At 41.9% G+C, this 18,725-nt stretch carries 15 protein-coding genes and 1 pseudogene; 1 reads left to right on the plus strand and 15 read right to left on the minus strand.

Annotated features, from left to right (window positions below; genetic code table 11):
* Positions 1–14: 14 nt before the first annotated feature.
* The 8 genes from mntA to THETH_RS07125 form a co-directional block, all read right to left on the minus strand.
* Positions 15–395, minus strand: coding sequence for a type VII toxin-antitoxin system MntA family adenylyltransferase antitoxin (gene mntA, locus THETH_RS07090; RefSeq protein WP_013932673.1), 381 nt, complete (start codon positions 393–395; stop codon positions 15–17).
* Positions 396–704: 309 nt separating this feature from the next.
* Positions 705–1,418 carry an outer membrane protein assembly factor BamB family protein gene (locus tag THETH_RS07095; RefSeq protein WP_456153940.1) on the minus strand — a complete coding sequence of 238 codons (714 nt, stop codon included), beginning with the start codon at positions 1,416–1,418 and terminating at the stop codon, positions 705–707.
* A 14-nt stretch (positions 1,419–1,432) separates the two neighbouring features.
* Positions 1,433–1,813, minus strand: a complete 381-nt coding sequence (locus THETH_RS10945; protein ID WP_013932675.1) for a PQQ-binding-like beta-propeller repeat protein — start codon at positions 1,811–1,813, stop codon at positions 1,433–1,435.
* Between the two features lie 527 nt (positions 1,814–2,340).
* Positions 2,341–3,591 (minus strand): hypothetical protein, encoded by a 1,251-nt coding sequence (locus tag THETH_RS07105; protein ID WP_013932676.1) that lies wholly within the window; start codon positions 3,589–3,591, stop codon positions 2,341–2,343.
* Between the two features lie 72 nt (positions 3,592–3,663).
* Positions 3,664–6,237, minus strand: a complete 2,574-nt coding sequence (locus tag THETH_RS07110; protein WP_211205257.1) for an ATP-binding protein — start codon at positions 6,235–6,237, stop codon at positions 3,664–3,666.
* Positions 6,237–8,924, minus strand: a complete 2,688-nt coding sequence (locus THETH_RS07115) for a DUF1156 domain-containing protein (RefSeq protein ID WP_013932678.1) — start codon at positions 8,922–8,924, stop codon at positions 6,237–6,239. Before THETH_RS07115 ends, THETH_RS07110 begins: the two co-directional genes overlap by 1 nt.
* Positions 8,906–12,238: a helicase-related protein gene (locus tag THETH_RS07120; RefSeq protein WP_013932679.1), complete on the minus strand. Its 3,333-nt coding sequence runs from the start codon at positions 12,236–12,238 to the stop codon at positions 8,906–8,908. The genes THETH_RS07115 and THETH_RS07120 overlap by 19 nt, the downstream gene beginning before the upstream one ends.
* Positions 12,239–12,725: 487 nt before the next feature.
* On the minus strand, positions 12,726–13,226 hold the full coding sequence (locus THETH_RS07125) for an inorganic diphosphatase (RefSeq protein WP_013932680.1): 501 nt from the start codon (positions 13,224–13,226) through the stop codon (positions 12,726–12,728).
* 73 nt (positions 13,227–13,299) lie between these two features.
* Between THETH_RS07125 and THETH_RS07130 the strand changes: the two genes are divergently transcribed.
* The gene (locus tag THETH_RS07130; RefSeq protein ID WP_013932681.1) at positions 13,300–13,629 is read left to right on the plus strand and encodes a histidine triad nucleotide-binding protein; all 330 of its coding nucleotides are present in this window, start codon (positions 13,300–13,302) and stop codon (positions 13,627–13,629) included.
* Position 13,630: 1 nt separating this feature from the next.
* On the opposite strand, the gene THETH_RS07135 is transcribed toward THETH_RS07130, so the two are convergent.
* The 7 genes and pseudogenes from THETH_RS07135 to THETH_RS07160 all read right to left on the minus strand — a co-directional run bounded on the left by THETH_RS07135 (position 13,631) and on the right by THETH_RS07160 (position 18,478).
* On the minus strand, positions 13,631–13,933 hold the full coding sequence (locus THETH_RS07135; RefSeq protein WP_013932682.1) for a nucleotidyltransferase domain-containing protein: 303 nt from the start codon (positions 13,931–13,933) through the stop codon (positions 13,631–13,633).
* Positions 13,911–14,315, minus strand: a complete 405-nt coding sequence (locus THETH_RS07140; RefSeq protein ID WP_013932683.1) for a HEPN domain-containing protein — start codon at positions 14,313–14,315, stop codon at positions 13,911–13,913. The genes THETH_RS07135 and THETH_RS07140 overlap by 23 nt, the downstream gene beginning before the upstream one ends.
* Before the next feature lie 574 nt (positions 14,316–14,889).
* Entirely contained in the window at positions 14,890–15,102 is a 213-nt protein-coding gene (locus THETH_RS10345; RefSeq protein ID WP_052295981.1) for an ABC transporter permease family protein, read from the minus strand.
* Complete coding sequence (locus tag THETH_RS07150; RefSeq protein WP_013932684.1) at positions 15,099–15,992, minus strand: carbohydrate ABC transporter permease; 894 nt, start codon at positions 15,990–15,992, stop codon at positions 15,099–15,101. Before THETH_RS07150 ends, THETH_RS10345 begins: the two co-directional genes overlap by 4 nt.
* Before the next feature lie 62 nt (positions 15,993–16,054).
* A pseudogene (locus THETH_RS11000) lies at positions 16,055–16,875 on the minus strand (ABC transporter substrate-binding protein).
* Complete coding sequence (locus THETH_RS11010) at positions 16,872–17,279, minus strand: extracellular solute-binding protein (protein ID WP_281011954.1); 408 nt, start codon at positions 17,277–17,279, stop codon at positions 16,872–16,874. The pseudogene THETH_RS11000 and the gene THETH_RS11010 overlap by 4 nt, the downstream one beginning before the upstream one ends.
* Positions 17,280–17,323: 44 nt before the next feature.
* Positions 17,324–18,478 (minus strand): ROK family transcriptional regulator, encoded by a 1,155-nt coding sequence (locus THETH_RS07160; RefSeq protein WP_013932685.1) that lies wholly within the window; start codon positions 18,476–18,478, stop codon positions 17,324–17,326.
* Positions 18,479–18,725: the final 247 nt, after the last annotated feature.

Here is an 18,725-nt window from a genome sequence, read left to right on the forward strand (position 1 = left end):
GATGTCAACTATTCTCATGCCAGAACCTTCCTTTTTATCCTTTCGTACATATCAGACATTTCTATGTATTCTCTGAACACCATCCGTTTTATCTCAAGAAGTTTTTTCTCATCCCTGCAAAAAATCTCTTTTCCATGCTTGAAAACCTCAAACTGGATGTGTAAGGGGAGTCGATGGAAAAGCACAACATCAAAATTCGGCGAATACATACTCCCAATCTCACCTTCTATATATTTGTCTGGATTTCTCACAACAACTGCTATATCTATATCAGAGATTTCCTTTGCTGTTCCTTTTGCATAGGAACCAAAAAGGATGATGGCTATAACTTCTGGAAAACCCTTAATTTTCTCTATCACGGTATTAAAACAATCTGGATCTCTGACTTTCATCATGCCTCCTCGCCTCCATTCTCGTCTGCTTCAGAAGAGGTGGCGGATGCTTGGGTGACGGTGGCGGGGTGGAACTGGTTCGGTTTGCTCGGCTTTATTTGCTCCGTTCCACCCCTCCTTGCTTTCCTTCGCTTCAATTCTAACAAAAGCCCGTTCCTGTATACCCTCTTCGAGAGTTCGGATAATACGCTTCCACGCCAGGTGTTATTCCTTCGTTAAAGTTCTTTCTACGTACAACCAAACCAATTCAAGCAGTCTTCACTCTATTTGACAGCACGACAACCCATGTAGACGGATCATACAGATCAAATCTTAATCACCAATTGCGTACAATTCTCCATCGCTGGATCCCACGTAAATTGTGCCATCTGAACTTATTGCTGGAGACGACCACACCTCACCACCTGTTTTGTACTTCCATTTCAACGTTCCGTTACTGTTCAAAGCGTAGATGTATTCATCCCTTGCTCCTACATAAACCGTACCGTCTTTGCTTATCGCCGGTGATGATGGCACCAAATCATCAGTTTGAAACCTCCATTTCAACGTACCATCGGGATTCAAAGCGTAGATATATCCATCATACGATCCAACATAAATCGTGCCGTCTGCGTCTATCGCCGGAGATGATCGTACCCATCCACCGGTTGGATAGCTCCATTTCAATGTTCCATCAGGATTCAGAGCGTATAAGCATCCATCGTACGATCCAACGTAAATCGTGCCATCCTGCCCTATCCCTGGAGACGATCGCACCGCTTCACCAGTCTTAAACTTCCATTTCAACGTCCCATTTGGATTTAACGCATAGATATTTCTATCCCATGATCCAACATAAATCGTACCGTCTGAACCTATCGCTGGGCTTGACTGCACATTGTCACCAGTTTTATACCTCCACTTGAATGTTCCATCGGGGTTCAGCGCGTATATGTTTCCACCATCCGATCCCACGTAAATCATGCCGTCTTTGCCTATCGCTGGGGATGATAACACCCTTCCGGCAGTTTTATACTTCCATTTCAATGTTCCATCGGGATTCAAAGCATAGATGTATCCATCCGCTGACCCACGTAAATTGTGCCGTCCGAGCCTATAGCTGGAGACGAGATCACACGATCATCAGTTTCAAATCTCCACTTCAACGTTCCATTCGGATCTAAAGCATAGACATTTTTATCCCACGACCCAACGTAGATCGTGCCATCTGAACCTATCACTGGAGATGATTCCACGCTTCCACCGGTTTTGTACATCCACTTCAACGTTGGTGTTTGTGGTCCTGAATATGGGCTTCTTCCTGTGTTCTGTGCATCTCCCCTGAATTTTGGCCAAGGGCTGTTTGCAAGACTTGATGCCACACAACTTACCGCAAGCCATAAACATAGCGCAAACAGCAAAACAAACACTGACCTTTTCATGCATAATCCCCCCTATCAAACAGATGTATTGTGGTTTTATTCCAACTCACCTAAGAGACATAGATCCCTGTCGCTTTTCTACTAATACTAACATCATTTTCCAGGACATTTAAGATAATTAGCATCGCTTGTCTTAACGGTGAACCTGGATCAACGGTAAGTATTCCGCCATATGTTTCTTCCCTAAGGATATGTAGAGAAATCGGCGGAAGGGTTCCAATGAATCCCCACTCAGAGTATTGGCTTGCCATCAGGCAACAACCAACGTCAGAATTGCCACTGATTTCATAGTTAGCCACATTTATTCTAGTAATTCTCCGTTAGAATTTGCCAGCCAGTACACGATGTATATGTTGTCCTTACCTTTTCTTCACGCATGCTATACTTATGCCCGTCCACATTTCTCTCGAGCACAAGTCTGCAAAAACCGCAAAAGATGAGAAATTAAGATATGAGAACGTGTGCTTTGAATTACTAAGCATTCCTGAAAAAGGACTTTAAACCGTATGATTGATTAAAAGATCAACCTAAAAGACAACCTTCGCTACGTATGCTTGCCTCCTTGAAAGTGGGTTTCCAATATCTTCAGTAGTGTATCCAACCACTACTATCGTATCGCCTTCTAATATACAAGTTCCAAAAACCCGGTCTCTTCTGAGATATCGATCTATCTCTTTGCCAGTCGAATCTATCTTCAGCAGACCACTTTTTGTCATCCGGCCTTCTGAATCATAGGTGTATATTGTTAGAACGAAGTACCCACGGGGAATTTGCTTTATATCGTAAACTTGTGTATTCGGATAAGTCCGTTTCCACATAATTTCCTGCGTGTATTTGTCGATTTTGACTATCTCGGTTCCCTCTTCATTGCCCGTTATTAGGATGTAGTTGCCATCGTGAGATTCTACAATTCTTGCAAAACTATCCGCATATTCCTCGTATCCCTTATCCCAAATTTTTTCTCCGTTAGTGTCAATTTTTAAAACAAACAGTTCTTCAACTATTTCTGGTACTTCTGGAATAAAACCCGGGATAAGGATTATTTCACCAACTAAACGTATTCTCCAGCCTGTTACCACATATCCTCCATCAGAAGTCTGCGTAATTGAATACGGGTAACCTTCATAATAATCCTTTAAGCATATTGCACCATCAGGTATAATCCCATTAATCGTCGGGTAGCACACATCATAATCCTCTAAACCACCGTAAGTTTTCTCCCAAAGTATTTCCCCATTTCCATTCACCTTAGCTATGTGAATAACTTCAGCCCGTCCTTCGAGATCATATTCCGGCAGATTAACTTGAATCTGCTTACACCCAGTCGTCACTACTCCGCCATTATGCGCTTTAGTAGCCCACCACGCATATCCACTTGTAAATATCGGAAGAGGCTTTTCGAATACTTTATCCCCGTTTTTATCAAATTTGAAAAGTATTGATTGATCAGTGTTGTAGTAATCATATTCGAAAGACAACCGTCTGTCCAGGATCAAAAATCCCCCGTCACTTGTTTCAACTGCAAATTTACCTAATCCATCTGTTTCCAAAATTCTTCTCCATACTAATTCACCGTTCGGTCTTAGTTTCGTAGCAGAAGTTTTAAGCGGACCCGCATAACTGAGAACGATGTAATTTCCATCCGTTGTTTTTATTATTACCCAAGCAAGCTCATCCTCATCAGCTAACGTTCTTTCCCAGATAATTTCAAAAGGAGTTTGACTCTGAGTTCCGATTGATTCCGTGCTGGTGCAGCTAATAAGTATTAGGATTACCACAACTGCGACAAAAGCTGTGATCGCTCTTGCTCTTATTACCTATCCTCCCTGCCTTTAGTTGTTCAATAGGCCTCAATCGAGTTCTTTTTCCTCGATTTCGATTTTTCCTTGCCTCAGAGCCTCTTCTACTTTGTCTTCGTATTCCGTGGATTCAATGCTTCCGCCACTCATTTTGATTTCGACCCTGATGTCATGCTTATTGAATCTTTTTGCCAAGAGGAGAACGATTCGCACTATCTCAGACAAATTCTCTTTTGGTACCCTTAGCTTCAGTTTCACATTTTTGTATTCATGAATCCCAGTTTTTGGTGAACTGTAAGCTTCTTTTTCATCAACTGGCTCGAGGATTTGCTGTGCAGATTTCACAGGTTCATACTGATCCTCTGGAAAGTAGGCAGGTTCTACCTTTGCTTCCTCACGTTTCTTCAAGCACAGTTTTTCTGAAAGTATGATTTCGCCATCGACAAGCTCCACTTTTGCTTCTTCTTTAAAATACAAGCACTCCGGTTCGCCCTCCTTCAGGTAACCCAAGCCAAACAGGCCGCTTTTAACACCTTGTGCTATGCTCTTGATGAAAGCCTCTTTTGACAATACTCGCATTTCTCCCGGCGTTCTCAGAAAAGTTTCGTAGAGCGTTCTCGTTTCCAGATACTCTTTGTCTTCGGGGAAATACTTGCTCTTGATCACAAGAGGGGAGATCTGCTCAACAATTTCACCTTCTTCGTCTTTTAGTCGTCTATATATCTCAGAAGTCAATGCTGTTTCACTGTAGGCTGGAATTCCTAAATCTATCGTTCTGAAAACATTCCTCCCAGGAACGAACAGCTTCCGATAGTACCTTCTTAGCTCTTCGTAGACTTTGTTCTTCGCATTTCTGATTTTGTTTTCCAATTCCTGCCTTTGATTCTCTGTTAAAGAAATCCGTTTGTCCGAGGCTACAAGTTCTTGAGCAATAAGTCTTCGCAGGAATCTGTGAAAGCCGTCTTTGCTTGTTTCATCCGTACAGAGGAAAAACAATGTGTTGCGATATGTTCGAAACCCTTCCCCGTATTTTTCCATAAACTCCATCTCAGGTTCGGCTTTACTTAGTATGACGAGTTTGAATCTCTCGTCGTCCGGAATGTCTTTATGAGACTGCGGCCATATGTAGACTTTGAATTTCGATTCCCTGTCTTTGGCTATAGAGTCCTCTATGATTTCTCGCTCTTTATGGATAATTTCTTGCTCCGATACATTTTCCTCGCGCATGAGGAGTATTCTGTTCAAATTGGGTTGATTCGTGAAGTACAACCCCTCGTCGGACAGGTAAAACTCTTGTCTTTTCAATTCCATGACGATTGTGTCCACGATTGAACTTGGTATATCCTTCGGATACACGGTGCTTATCTTAATTTCTCGCATCGTTGTTCCTTTCTCCGTTCCACCGGAATGCGAGTACATGAAAATTGTTGTGCCAACAACGGTTCCAAGTTTGAAAGGCCTGAATGTGGATTGTATTTCCCTGTCTACCTTTGAGGCACCGGAATCTGTTGAAGTTATGTCTTGAGAAATGATACTGTCCCATTCTTCGCCGATGTGTTTTATCAATTCTCTTCTTATTTCATCGTTCCTCAAGTTGAAGTCGCCAAGTCTGATGAACGGCAGTCTATCATTCAGAAGATCGTGTACAACCAAGGAAAGCAATCTCAACACTCCCCTTGTTCTCTGAAAAGAGGGAAATGACCCCCATCTTTTGTACAGCACATCTACAACTTCGGGCTTAAACGGATAGCTTCTGATAAACCTTTCCCTGTAACTTATGGCTTCTTCGCCGTCTAAAAGTCCTTCTACTTTTGCGTATTCAACGAATTGATCCACAATTTCTTTTACCTTAGCTTCATCGACAGATTCAAAGAGTCTTTTTCTTATTACGTGCCCTATCTCTTCTTCACCAACGGGAGCATGGATTTTCTCGGTTCTGCCGGTTACCTTTTGCAACTGCTGAAGGAATCTCTCCGCATTTTCGCTGTAGTGATCAGGTGCGCTCGACGGTAACGTCAGCACCAAGAGGGCTTCTCCCACCGCAGATACTGCTCCTGTTAACTCTTGCATGAAGGCAAGTGTCTGAGCTGCCAGGTTGGAGTCTCCAACCTTAACCGCCTCAGCTTTTGTAACGTACTCCAGGACCTCGTCCATCAGTATAAGAACAGGCGAATTCTCAGCAAGAATCCTTAACAGTTTGTCCTTGCCAGGAGCGTTATCTCCACTTGTGATTTCCACTTTCCCCGTAAGCTGCCTTTCTATTTCTTCCCACAACCGTATTTCCTTCGGGTCAAAAGCGGTGCCGTCCAGCACAACAGTTTTAGCGCCCCACTCTTGAGCCTTGTGGTAAAGTGCTATCAGCGTGTGCGTTTTACCCCCTCCGAAGGGAGTTTGGAGTTGAATCACAGAATCTCCACTTTTCCCTTTCAATCGATTCTCGGCTATTGAGAATATCCTCCTTAGGTTCTCCGTCTCATATGTTCTCTTGAAAAACAGATCCCTGTCCTGATACTCAATGGGTGCTTTTTTAATGAGCACCTGCCATAAGTCAGCTGCGAAAACATCCATCGTAAGCTTTCCTTTGATTATGTCCTCATGGGGTCTTGCCACCAAAGTAAACGCCATCATGCGAACAACCTCCCTTGACCCCCGCCTTTTATTTCCTCGATCAAACTGTCTTTGCCCGTTAAGAAACCATCAAGAAGCCTTTTCTCCTTGCTCTCATTCCCCAGAGTTTCTGAGATGGCTTGAGCCACTTTGTAAAAGACGTCCTTGGTACCGTATCCAGTTTCGGCAAGAACTTTCTTCATCTCATCCTTTCTTCCCTCTTTCCAGCAAATGAGAACCCTGTGCAAAACATCGATCAATTCCGATGAATTCTCCAACTCTTCAAGCTTTCTTTCATGCGGTCCAAGCACCTCTATAAATTCTTTCACCTTTCGGATGAACCCTTTGTTCCACTCTTTTTCGATATCAATTCCCGTAGACTGGGCAAGTTTTCTCGCATCGTCAAACTCTACCTTTGATTCTCCATAGGTCCATCGCCACAAGATGTAAAACCGCGTGAGTGCGGAAAGCTCCGAAGCTATCCCATTGTGTAAAATCTGCTTAACTGCGTAATCTGTAACCACTTCTCTAACATATTCAAGTAATCTGCTTGTTGCTATCTCGTTTCCTTCAAAGTCCATCACTTTTTTGTACCTTCCAAAAATTTCGATCGAAGCGCCTATGGCTGAGATGAAAAAGTCCGCACCACTCACTCCCTCTTGCCATAACCTTTCCAACTTTTCGGATAAATAGTCTTTTATTTCCTGCTTCAACTCGCTGAACCATCCAATGTCTTTTCTCTCGATTTTCCTGCACACAAGGTAGATGGACGATGCCAAGGCAGCAGATTCCTTTGCTCTCAATCTTGCCTTCATCTCCGTATCAATAGGCCACGAAGCCGTTACCACAAGTTCCGAATCCAAAAGAGAATTGATCAAAGTTTCCCACCCAGAGGTCGATTTGTGACCGTAAACAATCGTCACTATGCCGTTCGGTTTCAGAACACGGTACATTTCTTGGAAGGCTTTTTTGAGCATTTCCTCAAAATATTTCTTTCCTGCCTCCAAACCTCCATGAGTGTGAGAGTAAGCTACTATTTCCTTTGCCTTTGGCGTCAAAGGTGTTACAAACAATTCTGGATACAGATCTCCGATACTTCTTTTGAGCCATACGTAGAAAAAGTCGGAAATATAAGAATAAGGAACGTTGTCATAATACGGCGGATCCGTGAAAACTGCGTCGAAGTAGTTGTCAGGATAAGGAAGAGACGTGGCGGAGGACTGCATAGTTGTAGCATAATTAGAACCAACTTTTGAAACTTCTTCAATCACTCGTTTAACTTGGTTCAGCATACTTTCAAAGGTTCCAGCTAATATAGGGGAAAATAAATTCAATTCAGCATAATCCCAAGACATTGGTAACGCTTGTCGAGCAAAGGTGTTTGGAATGAATTCCCACTGTGGATGCCATCTGCATAAATTACTTGCAAAATCAGAGGTTCTGCTTACTCCCAAAGCCAAATAACTTACCACAGCCTTTGCGTAGTCTTTGTCGTACCCTTCTTCAAGCATCCTTTTATACGCAAGTCTGACTTTCTCCACAAAGGTGATCAAAGCCAGTTTTTGCCGAGAGTTGAAAAGATCTCCCCATTTTGCCATTCCATATCTTTGAACCCTAAATCCCAGAGTTTCTTTTGGTGGTAGCTCTTCATCCGGCACAGGATCGAGCAACCACTCGTCCATCAGTTTTTCCCTTTTTTCCCGCAGGTATTTTTCCGCTTCCTGGTAAGTTTCCAGATCTTTCCTGGTAGCAATTCTGTATTTCTTACCGCTCTTTGAATTCAAAACTATTGCCACCATTTTCTGTCCCGCTTTGCCCTGCTGAAAAAGCTTTCTCGTCGTTTTATCGTCTATCACAGAACCGCACACCGGGCATACCACAACGGCTCTTGAAACGGTTCCTTTTTCCGGATCAAAACCCTTCGGCATTTGTTCGTATCCATCTCCAACTATCTTAAACTTGACCTCTTTTCCTTCCACATAAGGATACAGTGAAACCTTTTTCCTATCTTTCTTTGCAAGCCAGTATTGACGCATTAGCGGAATTTCCGCGTTGCAGGCTGGATTTTGGCATGGAACGGTTCTCGACCAAATGTATCCCACAGGAATTTCACCGTTTTCATCCTTTGGATAAAACTGTCCGATTTCTTTTTCGGCTTCTTTTAACACCCAGTTTCCCCACTTTTTAACGTCCTCAACAAGAAGATTTGCTTGAGCATCTATTTCTGCCAAACCTACCTTGTTTTTTACTTTCACGATTTTTCCATATTTTTGAGGATATTCGAGCGTGCATTTCAAAATTAGAACAGCAACTGGATTGTATTCCGCAGCGTGGGTTTCACAGCCAAGTCTCAGGGCTTCCAGTGGTATCGATCCTCCTCCTGAAAATGGATCCAAAACTCTTGGAGGTCTTCCCCCGTTGGCGTTTAAAATGTCTCTTCTTGCTTTTTCAATGATGCTGGGATTTAACGAATTTTCCCATTTTGAAAGTTCTATTATGAACTGCCTTGTCTTATCCCACTGGATTGGGTCGTCCGCTGCAGGAATTAAAGCTGCGTACGCAGTTGCCCTTGAGCTTGCCAGAGGTCTTCTTGCCCACCAGATATGCAAGGTTGAAATATGCCCGTGTCTTATGTTTTTTTCCTTGGCGGATATTTCGCTGATTTCTTTGACTGGAAAGCTATTTTCTATAAATCTTTCTTCCATTTCAGTACCTCCATCCTTTTTCTTTTCCATTCCTCTGGGTTGATTATGTACCTGACAACCTCGACTTTCTCTATTGCTTTGAGATTTTCTGCTGGATTGTTTATAATGTAAAGTTCTGGATTGTTTTCGGCGTTTGTCACAACATACAACCAATACTTTTCCCTGAGCATCCTGGCTTTGATCCATTCATTCGGGGTTAAGATGATTTCTCCGTCCTTTGCCCTCGCCTTTACTTCGATGTATCTGATTTCTTCCTTCCCTCTTGAGCGTATATCAAAGCCCAGGTTTTCCCTGGAGACATCCTCTGGTACCCTTCCTTGGTCCCTCTCGTATTCCATGGCTATCTGCATTCCTATTTTTTCAATCTCTTCGTTTTCCGCCATTTCCCCTACCTGCGGAATAACCCTCACAACAGTCAGGAGCTCTGGCGTTGAAATTGTCAGGCTTTGCTCTTCCTTTATCTCTTTTTCAAGATCCTCTTTAGCTTTTTCATACCTGCTTTTTTGCTCTTTTTTCCTGTCTATTGCGGGTTTTACCTTTTCCCCTCTTTCTTCTCTTTCGTAAAGTTCGGCAAGATCTGCATCAAGCTCAAGTATAAGGTATTCAAGAGATTGAACTCCGTATTTTTCTTTGATTTTTGCTTGCCGCTCCCTTTCTTTTCTTATCTCTTCTTTATACTTCTCTACGGCTTCTATCACAAAAGGCAGAAGATCGCTATCTTTTATTTCCATCGATTCGGCGGGTTCTTCAGATGGCGCCAAATCCCAGAGAACAGAAGGATCGATTTCTCTCTTCTCTTTGCCATTATCGTAGACTGCAATGATTTTTCTTCCCGCGATTTCACCTTTTCCGTCTCTGATCTCTCCTATGTAAAACCAAATGAACCCGTCGTACGTTCCGGATGGGTCTGTGAAAACGGCACCTTTTTTAACGTTTTCGACGAAATTTTCCATAACCCATTCAATCAAAGCTTCAAAAAGTGGATGACCAAAGGATACAAATTCCGAATCCGAGCTTTTAGAGGCTTTTTCTTTGTCGAAGGTTATCTTTTTATAGCTGCTTACTAACGGTCCAAATCTGTTTTTGAAGTCAACGTCGTTTGCAATCATTTTTATCTCGGCAGGTATTGACTCGACAGCTATGAATCCATCCTTGGTCTCCCTGAATTTACCACCAGATCTTTCGAACGCTTTTTTGAAAAACCTTTCCAAATATTCAGGTATAAGTCTGCATTCTTCCGCTTTTTCAAACATCTCCTTGATCTTGGAATAATCTATAAATTTAGTTGCGAGAGATTCTCCGAGGACTTGCTTGATTTTTGAAATGTACTCTTGATCCACTCTTATGTCTATTTGGCTCAGGATCTCGTCCATGGTTTTTGCCTGAGTAACAGCATCAACAATTAGTTGATAAAATTCTCTGTCCGAATAGATATGACCGACAACATCAAAGACTTTGTCGCTTCCAAGCTTGTTCTTGATTTCTTCAAGTTTTTCCAAAAGCTTTGTTAGAATTTCCCCTTCTTTGGTGTCCTCTGCAACAAGGTTGAAAATGTAAACGTCTCTCGTCTGACCATATCGATGAATCCTTCCCATCCTTTGTTCCAATCGTGTTGGATTCCATGGAATGTCGTAGTTGATCATTAAATGGCAAAATTGAAGGTTAATTCCTTCTCCGGCAGCTTCAGTTGCAACCATCACTTCTGTCTCATTCTTGAAAATCTTCTCGGCTTCTATTCTATCTTGTAGTTGCATCGACCCGTGAATGAAGTTGACTTTATAGCCCCAACTCCGAATCTTGCTTACAAGGTAGTCTAAAGTGTCCTTTGATTCAGTGAAGATGAGAATCTTAGGTTCACCGTTCATTTCTCTTATCTTCTTGAAACCTTCTTCTATGGCTTTCTTGAGTTCCAGAAGCTTTACCTCAGATTCCTCATTTATGATTTCCTTAACCATGTCGATCAAACCATCTATCGTTTTGATTTCTTCTTTCAGTTCTTCGGCACTTTGCGCAAATGTCAGGGTTTCCCATTCTTCTTCTTTCTTCCACCTGTCTTGTTCCTCAAGTTCTTCAAGATCTTCGAGTGTCTCGTAGTCTATGGAAGGTTCTTTTTCTCTCTCCTTGCCTCCTTTTAGAATTTCTTCAAGCCTACTCTTTCTTCTTCTTAGTGACTGCAGAAGTGCATAGTTACTCGACGCCATTCTTCTTTGAAGAATCAAAAGTGCGAACGCCACATTTCGCTTCTTGGTGTTTGCCAAGGATTTGTTGTACTGTTCAACCACATACCGTGAAACGGCGTTGTAAAGCATCTTTTCCTTCTCGGACAGCCTAAATTTGATGGTTTGCGTAAATCTTCTCGTGAAGATAGGTCTACCTTGAAAGTCTCGCAGATCTTCTTTCAATCTTCTTATGAACAGAGGATTATCCTTGTTTTCAAGGGATTTCTCCACCAATTCGGAAGTTGCAAAGAATCCCGGATAAAGTAAGTCCAAAAATAACCTGAAGTTGTCTGGATCTCCTTTATGGGGTGTTGCTGTAAGAAATAGAAGATGATTTGACGTTTTCGAAAGAATCTCTCCCAGCTTGTACCGCTGGGTTTTTTCGGTTTTGTTCTCCCCATAAGAGTAAGCAGCCATTTTGTGGGCTTCGTCCACCACAACCAGGTCCCAATGAACGGAACTTAGGGACGGTAAAATATCATCTTGCTTCGCAAAATCCAGAGAGGAAATCACTTGATCGTTTACTTCCCAGGGATTCTCTCCGTAGTGACTATCAAAAGTGTGCCTATCTAAGACTATGAACTTCTCGTTGAATTTGTCACTCAGTTCCCTTCTCCATTGGTCCTTTAAATGACCCGGTACAACAATTAGTATTCGAGAAGCCAGTTTTCTGAGCTTCAGTTCTTTGATTATCAAACCTGCCATCACTGTTTTGCCCGCTCCAGGGTCATCCGCTATCAAAAATCTTATTCGAGGTTGCTTTAACGCGTATCCGTAAACAGCTTCTATCTGAAAGGGCAAAGGATCGATTTTGGAGACGTTCATCGCCAAAAAGGGGTCAAACAAAGAAGCATACTTAAATCGGATAGCTTCAACGAAGAGAAAGACATCCTGAGCTGAAGAAGAAAAATCTATCATCTGGTTTACAATCTGTAATTTCTCGATATCTCTCTTTCTCAACAACTGATCGATGTGCCGTTTCGTATACAAGGTGGAGCCAACGATTCTTACGTGATCTCCTATTATGTCCACTTTTTCTATCTTAACTGGTTCGTTCCAATAATCGCCTTTCACAACTTCTCCACCGTTTAGCATTACCACTCCCCCCGCTATAGTCCCGGCGTCTTTTTAGCGATTCCAAGGAGTTATACACCAAGTGAAAGGTCTCGTTAAGATGGGGCACAATCGCAACTCCTTCACCCCCACGTGTCATTTCAATTGTATTATAACCTGATTAACAAATAATACGAAAGGCACAAGCTTAGTCTTTATAGAATTCAAGCGTTGTCTTTTCGAGAATCGTTCCATTTTTGCCTACGATACGAAAGAAAGCTCGATTGTTAAATTTTTCCACAACGTATACTATATAGTGGACTGCAGTCTGAGGGAGTTGAGCTGGGGCAAGGTGCTCTGGTTGCTTATGGCGTGCTGTTTTTGTTGGGCAAGCTGTTATTTAATCCTTTTAGATCTTATCAATTGAATAATAGTTCCCTCGGATCGGTTAAGAGATAATTGTTTTGAAGAGGAAAATCAATATATGAAAGAGCCAGCGGGCAAAAGCCCGCTTTTTTGCTATCCTAATTCAATCACAATCTTGCTTCAATTGATATCTCTTTCGAGCCTGTTTGATGATCTCTATAGCCATACTCTTTGGTTTCCAACCTTCTATAACAACCTTCTTTCCTTCAAGTTCTTTGTAGATTGAGAAAAAGTGCTCGATTTCTTTTAACAAGTGAGGAGGAACGTCCTCAAGATCTTTTATGTGGTTCCAAAGTGGATCATTCTTGGGTACACAAAGCACCTTTTCGTCTGGTCCCTTTTCATCGCGCATGAGGAATAAACCCACAGGAATTGATTCAATTAAACAACCAGGAAAAGTCGGTTCCCAAACCAGCACCAAAGCATCAAGCGGATCGCCGTCCAAAGCCAGCGTGTCTGTTATATAACCATAGTCACATGGATAATGCACCGATGAAAACAACATCCTGTCGAATCGTATGAGGTTGCGCTTTTTGTCGTATTCATATTTGTTTCTACTGCCTTTGGGAATTTCAATCAATACGTCAACAACAAGTTCGTCCAATGTTTATCCCTCCTTTTCAAGTAAGATGATAACCTATACAATAGAAAAACCAAACACGTTGGAGGTGTCGAAAATGTGCGTTTTCTGCGAAATAATCCAAGGAAGACAATCAAGTGAAAAAGTTTATGAAGATGAAGATTTTATAGTGATCAAAGACATTAAGCCTGTTGCGCCGGTTCATCTTTTGCTGATCTATAAAAAACATGTTCCTACCATAAACGATTTAACGAATGAGGATTTTCCAAAGTTGGTAAGGATGTTTGAGATAATTCAAAAGGTTACAAAAGATCAAGGTATTGAAAGCTATAGAATCGTTCAAAACAACGGTAAAGACGCTGGACAAGAGATTTACCACATTCACTTTCACATAATAGGTGGTAGAAAGTTGAAGGGAATTGGGTGAGTTACAGGATTATCGTAGGACCACCCAACATGTGCTTGATGTTTTCCATTTCATTTTCTTCGATCACTATCAAATCAAGGGCGATAGGAATTCTGTCTGAGAAAAATGGATAAAAAAGTTTCAATCTTTCTATGGGGTTTTTTGGAAGATTCGTTGCAACAAGAATCAAATCTACGTCACTTAAGCCTGTGTGATCCCCTCTTGCAAGTGAACCAAAGAGAATGATTTTCTTTATTTGAGGAAAAGTTTTGTACGCTTCTTCTGAAACTTTTTTCAGTGTCTCAAGGATTTTCTCTCTGTCCAAAAAGATAGCCTTCACTGAACTTGATGATAGTATCTGCCGCATCGATAGCCTCCTTTGCTTGTTTTTCGGAAAAATATTCAGCTGGTATTCCTCCAGGCAAACCGTTTGGATAGCGTGTTGGTATGTAGTACAAATCAAGCAATTTAGCTTTCTCAAGCAGATCTTCTGATATGGAAATTTGCCGCGATAAGAGTTTTAAAATCTCACCAAGCGAATGTCCCCACAAGTTTATGCCTAATTTTAAGGCCAAAGCTTTGAGAACTTTCTCCGCAGCTTGTTGAGCGGTGAAGCAAGCCCATTCATAAAATTTGTGTTCAAGATCGAGTTTTGCTTTATCAAAATCCCTTTTTCCCTGCTCATACCAGTCTCTCCACCTGTTCATCTCATCACTCCGTCATTTTCATTATAACTCTATTCTCAAAATGTGCACTGAAAATGTGACATTTTTTTTGTATCTGGCTTCTTTGAATATTCCTCTATTGGTTAGGTTAACAATTGTCTTCAGAAAGTGCAGAGAGTTCGGATAATTTTGTGTTTGGTGGTAAGATTATTGCACAATAAGGATGTTCAAGTATGTCGAAAAAATTTCTGGAGAACAAGGGATACTTTGAACAAGTCAAGAAAGTATAATTTGTAGTAGGTACTGGGTGATATTAGTTGTTGTGACTTTCATATTCACGGGAACCTCCTTTCGGTGAGAAGGTTGGTTCCCGTTTATTTTATCGTATTTCCCATCTTAAGTTGACACCTTCATAAGGTTGCTTGTTATCCTTTTGATTTTCTGCAGAAACTGAACGAAGGGTATCAAGATATTTTGATACGTGATGAACATATTAAGCAACTGCATTTGGAAAATGATGTAAATATCTTTGAACTTCCACTTTGTCAAGGCTGATCGTTCATCGAATGAAAAAAACGAAGATCGAAACAACTAAATGGACGTTATTCATGAGAGTTTATGATAAATCTCCCAAACTTCTATTTTGATCGCCTTTCCAAGCTTGAATGAAACTTTGCAGGCTAAAACTTCTTGGGGGATTCCACATGTTTCTCAGACTAACCTCTTTGAAGTCTTTTAGACTTGTTACAAGCAAGACATAAACTGGCAGAAGATAATAAAGCGCAAATAAAACAAGCACAAAATAAAGTGCAACTCTTCTCCAGCTCATCTTTGAACCTCCGTTCTCATACTGTAGACAAGGTATGGGATTATCAACGCTGCTACGGATAAGAGCAGGATCATGGCTATAGCTGCTCCTTGAGAAAAGTAATTACCTCTGAACGTTGTGTCGTACATGAACAAAGCTGGAACATCACATGAGAATCCTATCCCGCTACCAGTCATGGCGAAAACCAGATCAAAGATTTTCAGAGAAATGTGTCCAAGCACTATAACTGCTCCAAGGGTGATCGGCTTGAGTAGTGGAAGAACAATATACCTGTAAATATGGACAGTAGTTGCACCATCGAGTTGTGCCGCCTCGTAGAGTTCCGTTGGTATACCTCTGATACCTGCCAGGTACATCGCCATCACATATCCTGACATCCGCCATGTTGCAGCTATCACCACGGCTTTTATCCCTATTCTTGGATCGGTGTACCAACCGCTCTTCAACAAGCCAAGTCCTATTTTCTCCAAAAGCAGATTCAAGCCGACGCTCTCAACACCAGGACCTGGGTTGAGTATCCATCTCCATACAACGCCAGTCACAACGAAAGATATCGCCATTGGAAACAAATAAATAGTTCTAAATACACCTTCAAATCTCACTTTTCTATCCAACAAAATTGCAAGCAACAATCCAATAATTATGCTGGAAGCCAAAAACAAGATCGTAAAGACTACAGTATTCTTCATGGAAGTTATGAATCGAAAATGCTCAAATAGCCTCACATAGTTTCTCAAACCGACAAATGTGAAGTCCGGGAAGATATCTCTCCAGTTCACAAGCGAAACCCAGCCAGTCCAACCAATGAAACCGTAAACAAATATCGACACCAAGACTATCGATGGTAGGATGAACAGAAAACCTGTGATCTTATCTTTTCGAATTCTCATACCATACCTCCACAAGCTCACAAAAAGGAGGGCAACACAACTGCCCTCCTATAAATCTGGAATTATTGCGGCACGCCCTGAGCTTTCGCAATGTTCACGAGTGCTCTTTGGGTTGTCTTGACATCAGCTCTTGCAACAAACAGGGATATGACATCCTTGAACTCTGTGACCCAGCTTTCGGAAGCAGCAACGCCATGCATAACGCTTGGTACAATCTCATGTTTCAACCAATCATCCATAGCTGATTTTTGGTACTCAGGAAACAGATCTTTGTTGACATCAGTTCTTGCAGGGATTGATCCTTTCTTAATATTAAAGGCTTCTTGACCTTCCTTGGAACCGAGGACTTTGAGAAATGCTATAACGTTCTCTTTGTTTTTCGCACCCTTAGGTAATCCAAAGCTATCCGACAACACATCGAAAATCCCTGCGTTATTTGGAGCAAGTACCCAACCAAAATCGTTGAATCCTTTTGCCATGAAATAACCAACTGCCCAGTCTCCCATTATGTTCATCGCTGCTTTTCCTTCAACTATAAGTGCGCATGCTTCATCCCAGCTTCTTGCAGAGTGGTCTGGATTGATGTACTTCAGCATTTTTGCAAAGATTTCAAGAGCCTGGGTGACTCTTGGATCTGACCACTTTGTCGCGCCATTCCACAAACTTTGTAACCTTCTGCACCAAGTGTCCCAATAAGCACTGTTTCGAAAGCATGAGCTGCTTCCCATCCATCTTTTGTCCCCAGGGCAAGGGGAATAATACCACGAGCCTTCAATTTTTCAGCAACATCGAAGAATTCGTCAAAAGTCGTCGGTGGTTTCAAACCGTATTTCTCGAAGATTGCCTTGTTGTACCAAAGAACGTTCGCCCTGTGGATGTTCACGGGAACCGACCAGTACCTTCATCGTAGCTGACAATATCGAGGATTCCCTTTGGCATGACTCTTGTCCAACCTTCGCTGATGAACAACTGTGTCAACGGTTCCATGAAACCTGTCTTGACCCATGTGTCAATCAGTTCGTGACCAGCGTGAACCTGGAATGTGTCAGGAGGATCGCCGCCGAGCATTCTTGTTTTCAAAACAGCCTTTGCCTGTGCGCCAGCACCACCGGCAACTGTTGCGTTGATGATTTCCACGCCTGGGTAAAGCTTTGAGTAGATGTTGAACAGTTCTTGAAGCCCCTCTGCTTCTCCGCCAGCCGTCCACCAGCTGAAAATCTCAAGCTTTGAGGCGACTGATAATGTGACTGTGAGTGCCAGTAATATCACAAGAAACTTCCTCAACATACAACAACACCTCTCCTTTTATAGAATGTGGTAAGCTATCCCTTTCAAATACTCACAAAAAGGCTCTCAATTGCCGCCACGTTGCAGCCTACAAGTGATGGTGATGTACCCTTAAAAACGGTGTCTCTGTAGTTAATCCCCTTCATGAAGTCGTATTTGTCCAAGATCTCGATTTTCCTTATCACAAGATTTCCAAAGATTTCCCATATGTTGTTCACTATTCCCCCGAAGATTATCACTTCGGGATTGATCGTGTAACCTATGTTCAGCAGGGTGGTTGCTATATTGTCCGTGAACTCTTCGAACAATTCAGTTGCTATTTTGTCCCCCACCCTCCATTTTTGGACTGCGTTTTCGAACTTCTGAGTTAAGTTTCCTCTCAGATTTCGTTCAGTACGTTCTTCATATTTTCTTACCAATTTCGAAATGGAAAGCATTTCCTCGACTTCGATGTACTTCGAATCCAATACCTTCAGTATCGTATGTCCGATCTCGCCTGCTGCGCCATTCCTGCCCTTGACTATCTTGCCATCTATCAAAAGTGATCCTCCGATTCCTTCCCCAAAATACAAGAAAAAAGCATTCTTCGCACTTCTAACATCTTGAGAGAAAAACCACTCTGCAAGCAACGACAAATTCGCATCGTTGTCTGCTGTCACTTTCAAACCGTATTTCGAGAAAGTCTCAACCAAGTTGATGTTCTGCCATTGTAGGTTCGGTGCTCGAGAAAGTATGCTTCCTTCTTCATCTACAACCCCAGGTATTGATATGGATAAAACAGTTCTGTTTTTGTCAACATCATCCTGATTACAGAGTTTTGAGATCACCTTGTCGGTTTTCGCCAGGAACTTTTCCAGTCCATTGGTTTCGAAACTGTCAACGATCTTCCATGTTTTGTCAAGAAAACCAAGAGCAATAATCGACTGATTAACTTGAATGTCAAGAATAATCGAACATGCAAACGATTTTGAGGGACCGAATACAGTTGCACCTTTCGTGGCTGTTCGTTCAAGATAATCTTTTCGGGAGATCAGTCCCTCCTCCTCAAGTTCTTGAATGATTCTCCATACTGCGCTGTTAGCGAGTCTCGTTTTTCGCACAAGTTCAACTCTACTCATCGGACCTGATTCGATCAAATGCCGAAAGATGATTCTTTTGTTGATCTCTTTCATTGACTTGGGATCGATTTTGCTGCGCACAGGTGCCCCCCTATGATGTAATCTTTCTGAGAAAGATTTCCATTCGTAAAGTAGCATTGTATAACATAAAAATCAACTATCAAAAACAGAATATTTTCGTTGTTTCTGATCATTATGATTCGCTGTCAGCTCTTTTTCTCGAGAGATCTCATGTTTTCTTCGATTTTCTTGTTTTCTCATTATTGTTAACTTCTTCCAGACTGCTCAAATCGTTTCGTCGAAGCATTCACATACAGCCTCCAATATC

The organism is Pseudothermotoga thermarum DSM 5069, from assembly GCF_000217815.1.
GTDB lineage: Bacteria > Thermotogota > Thermotogae > Thermotogales > DSM-5069 > Pseudothermotoga > Pseudothermotoga thermarum.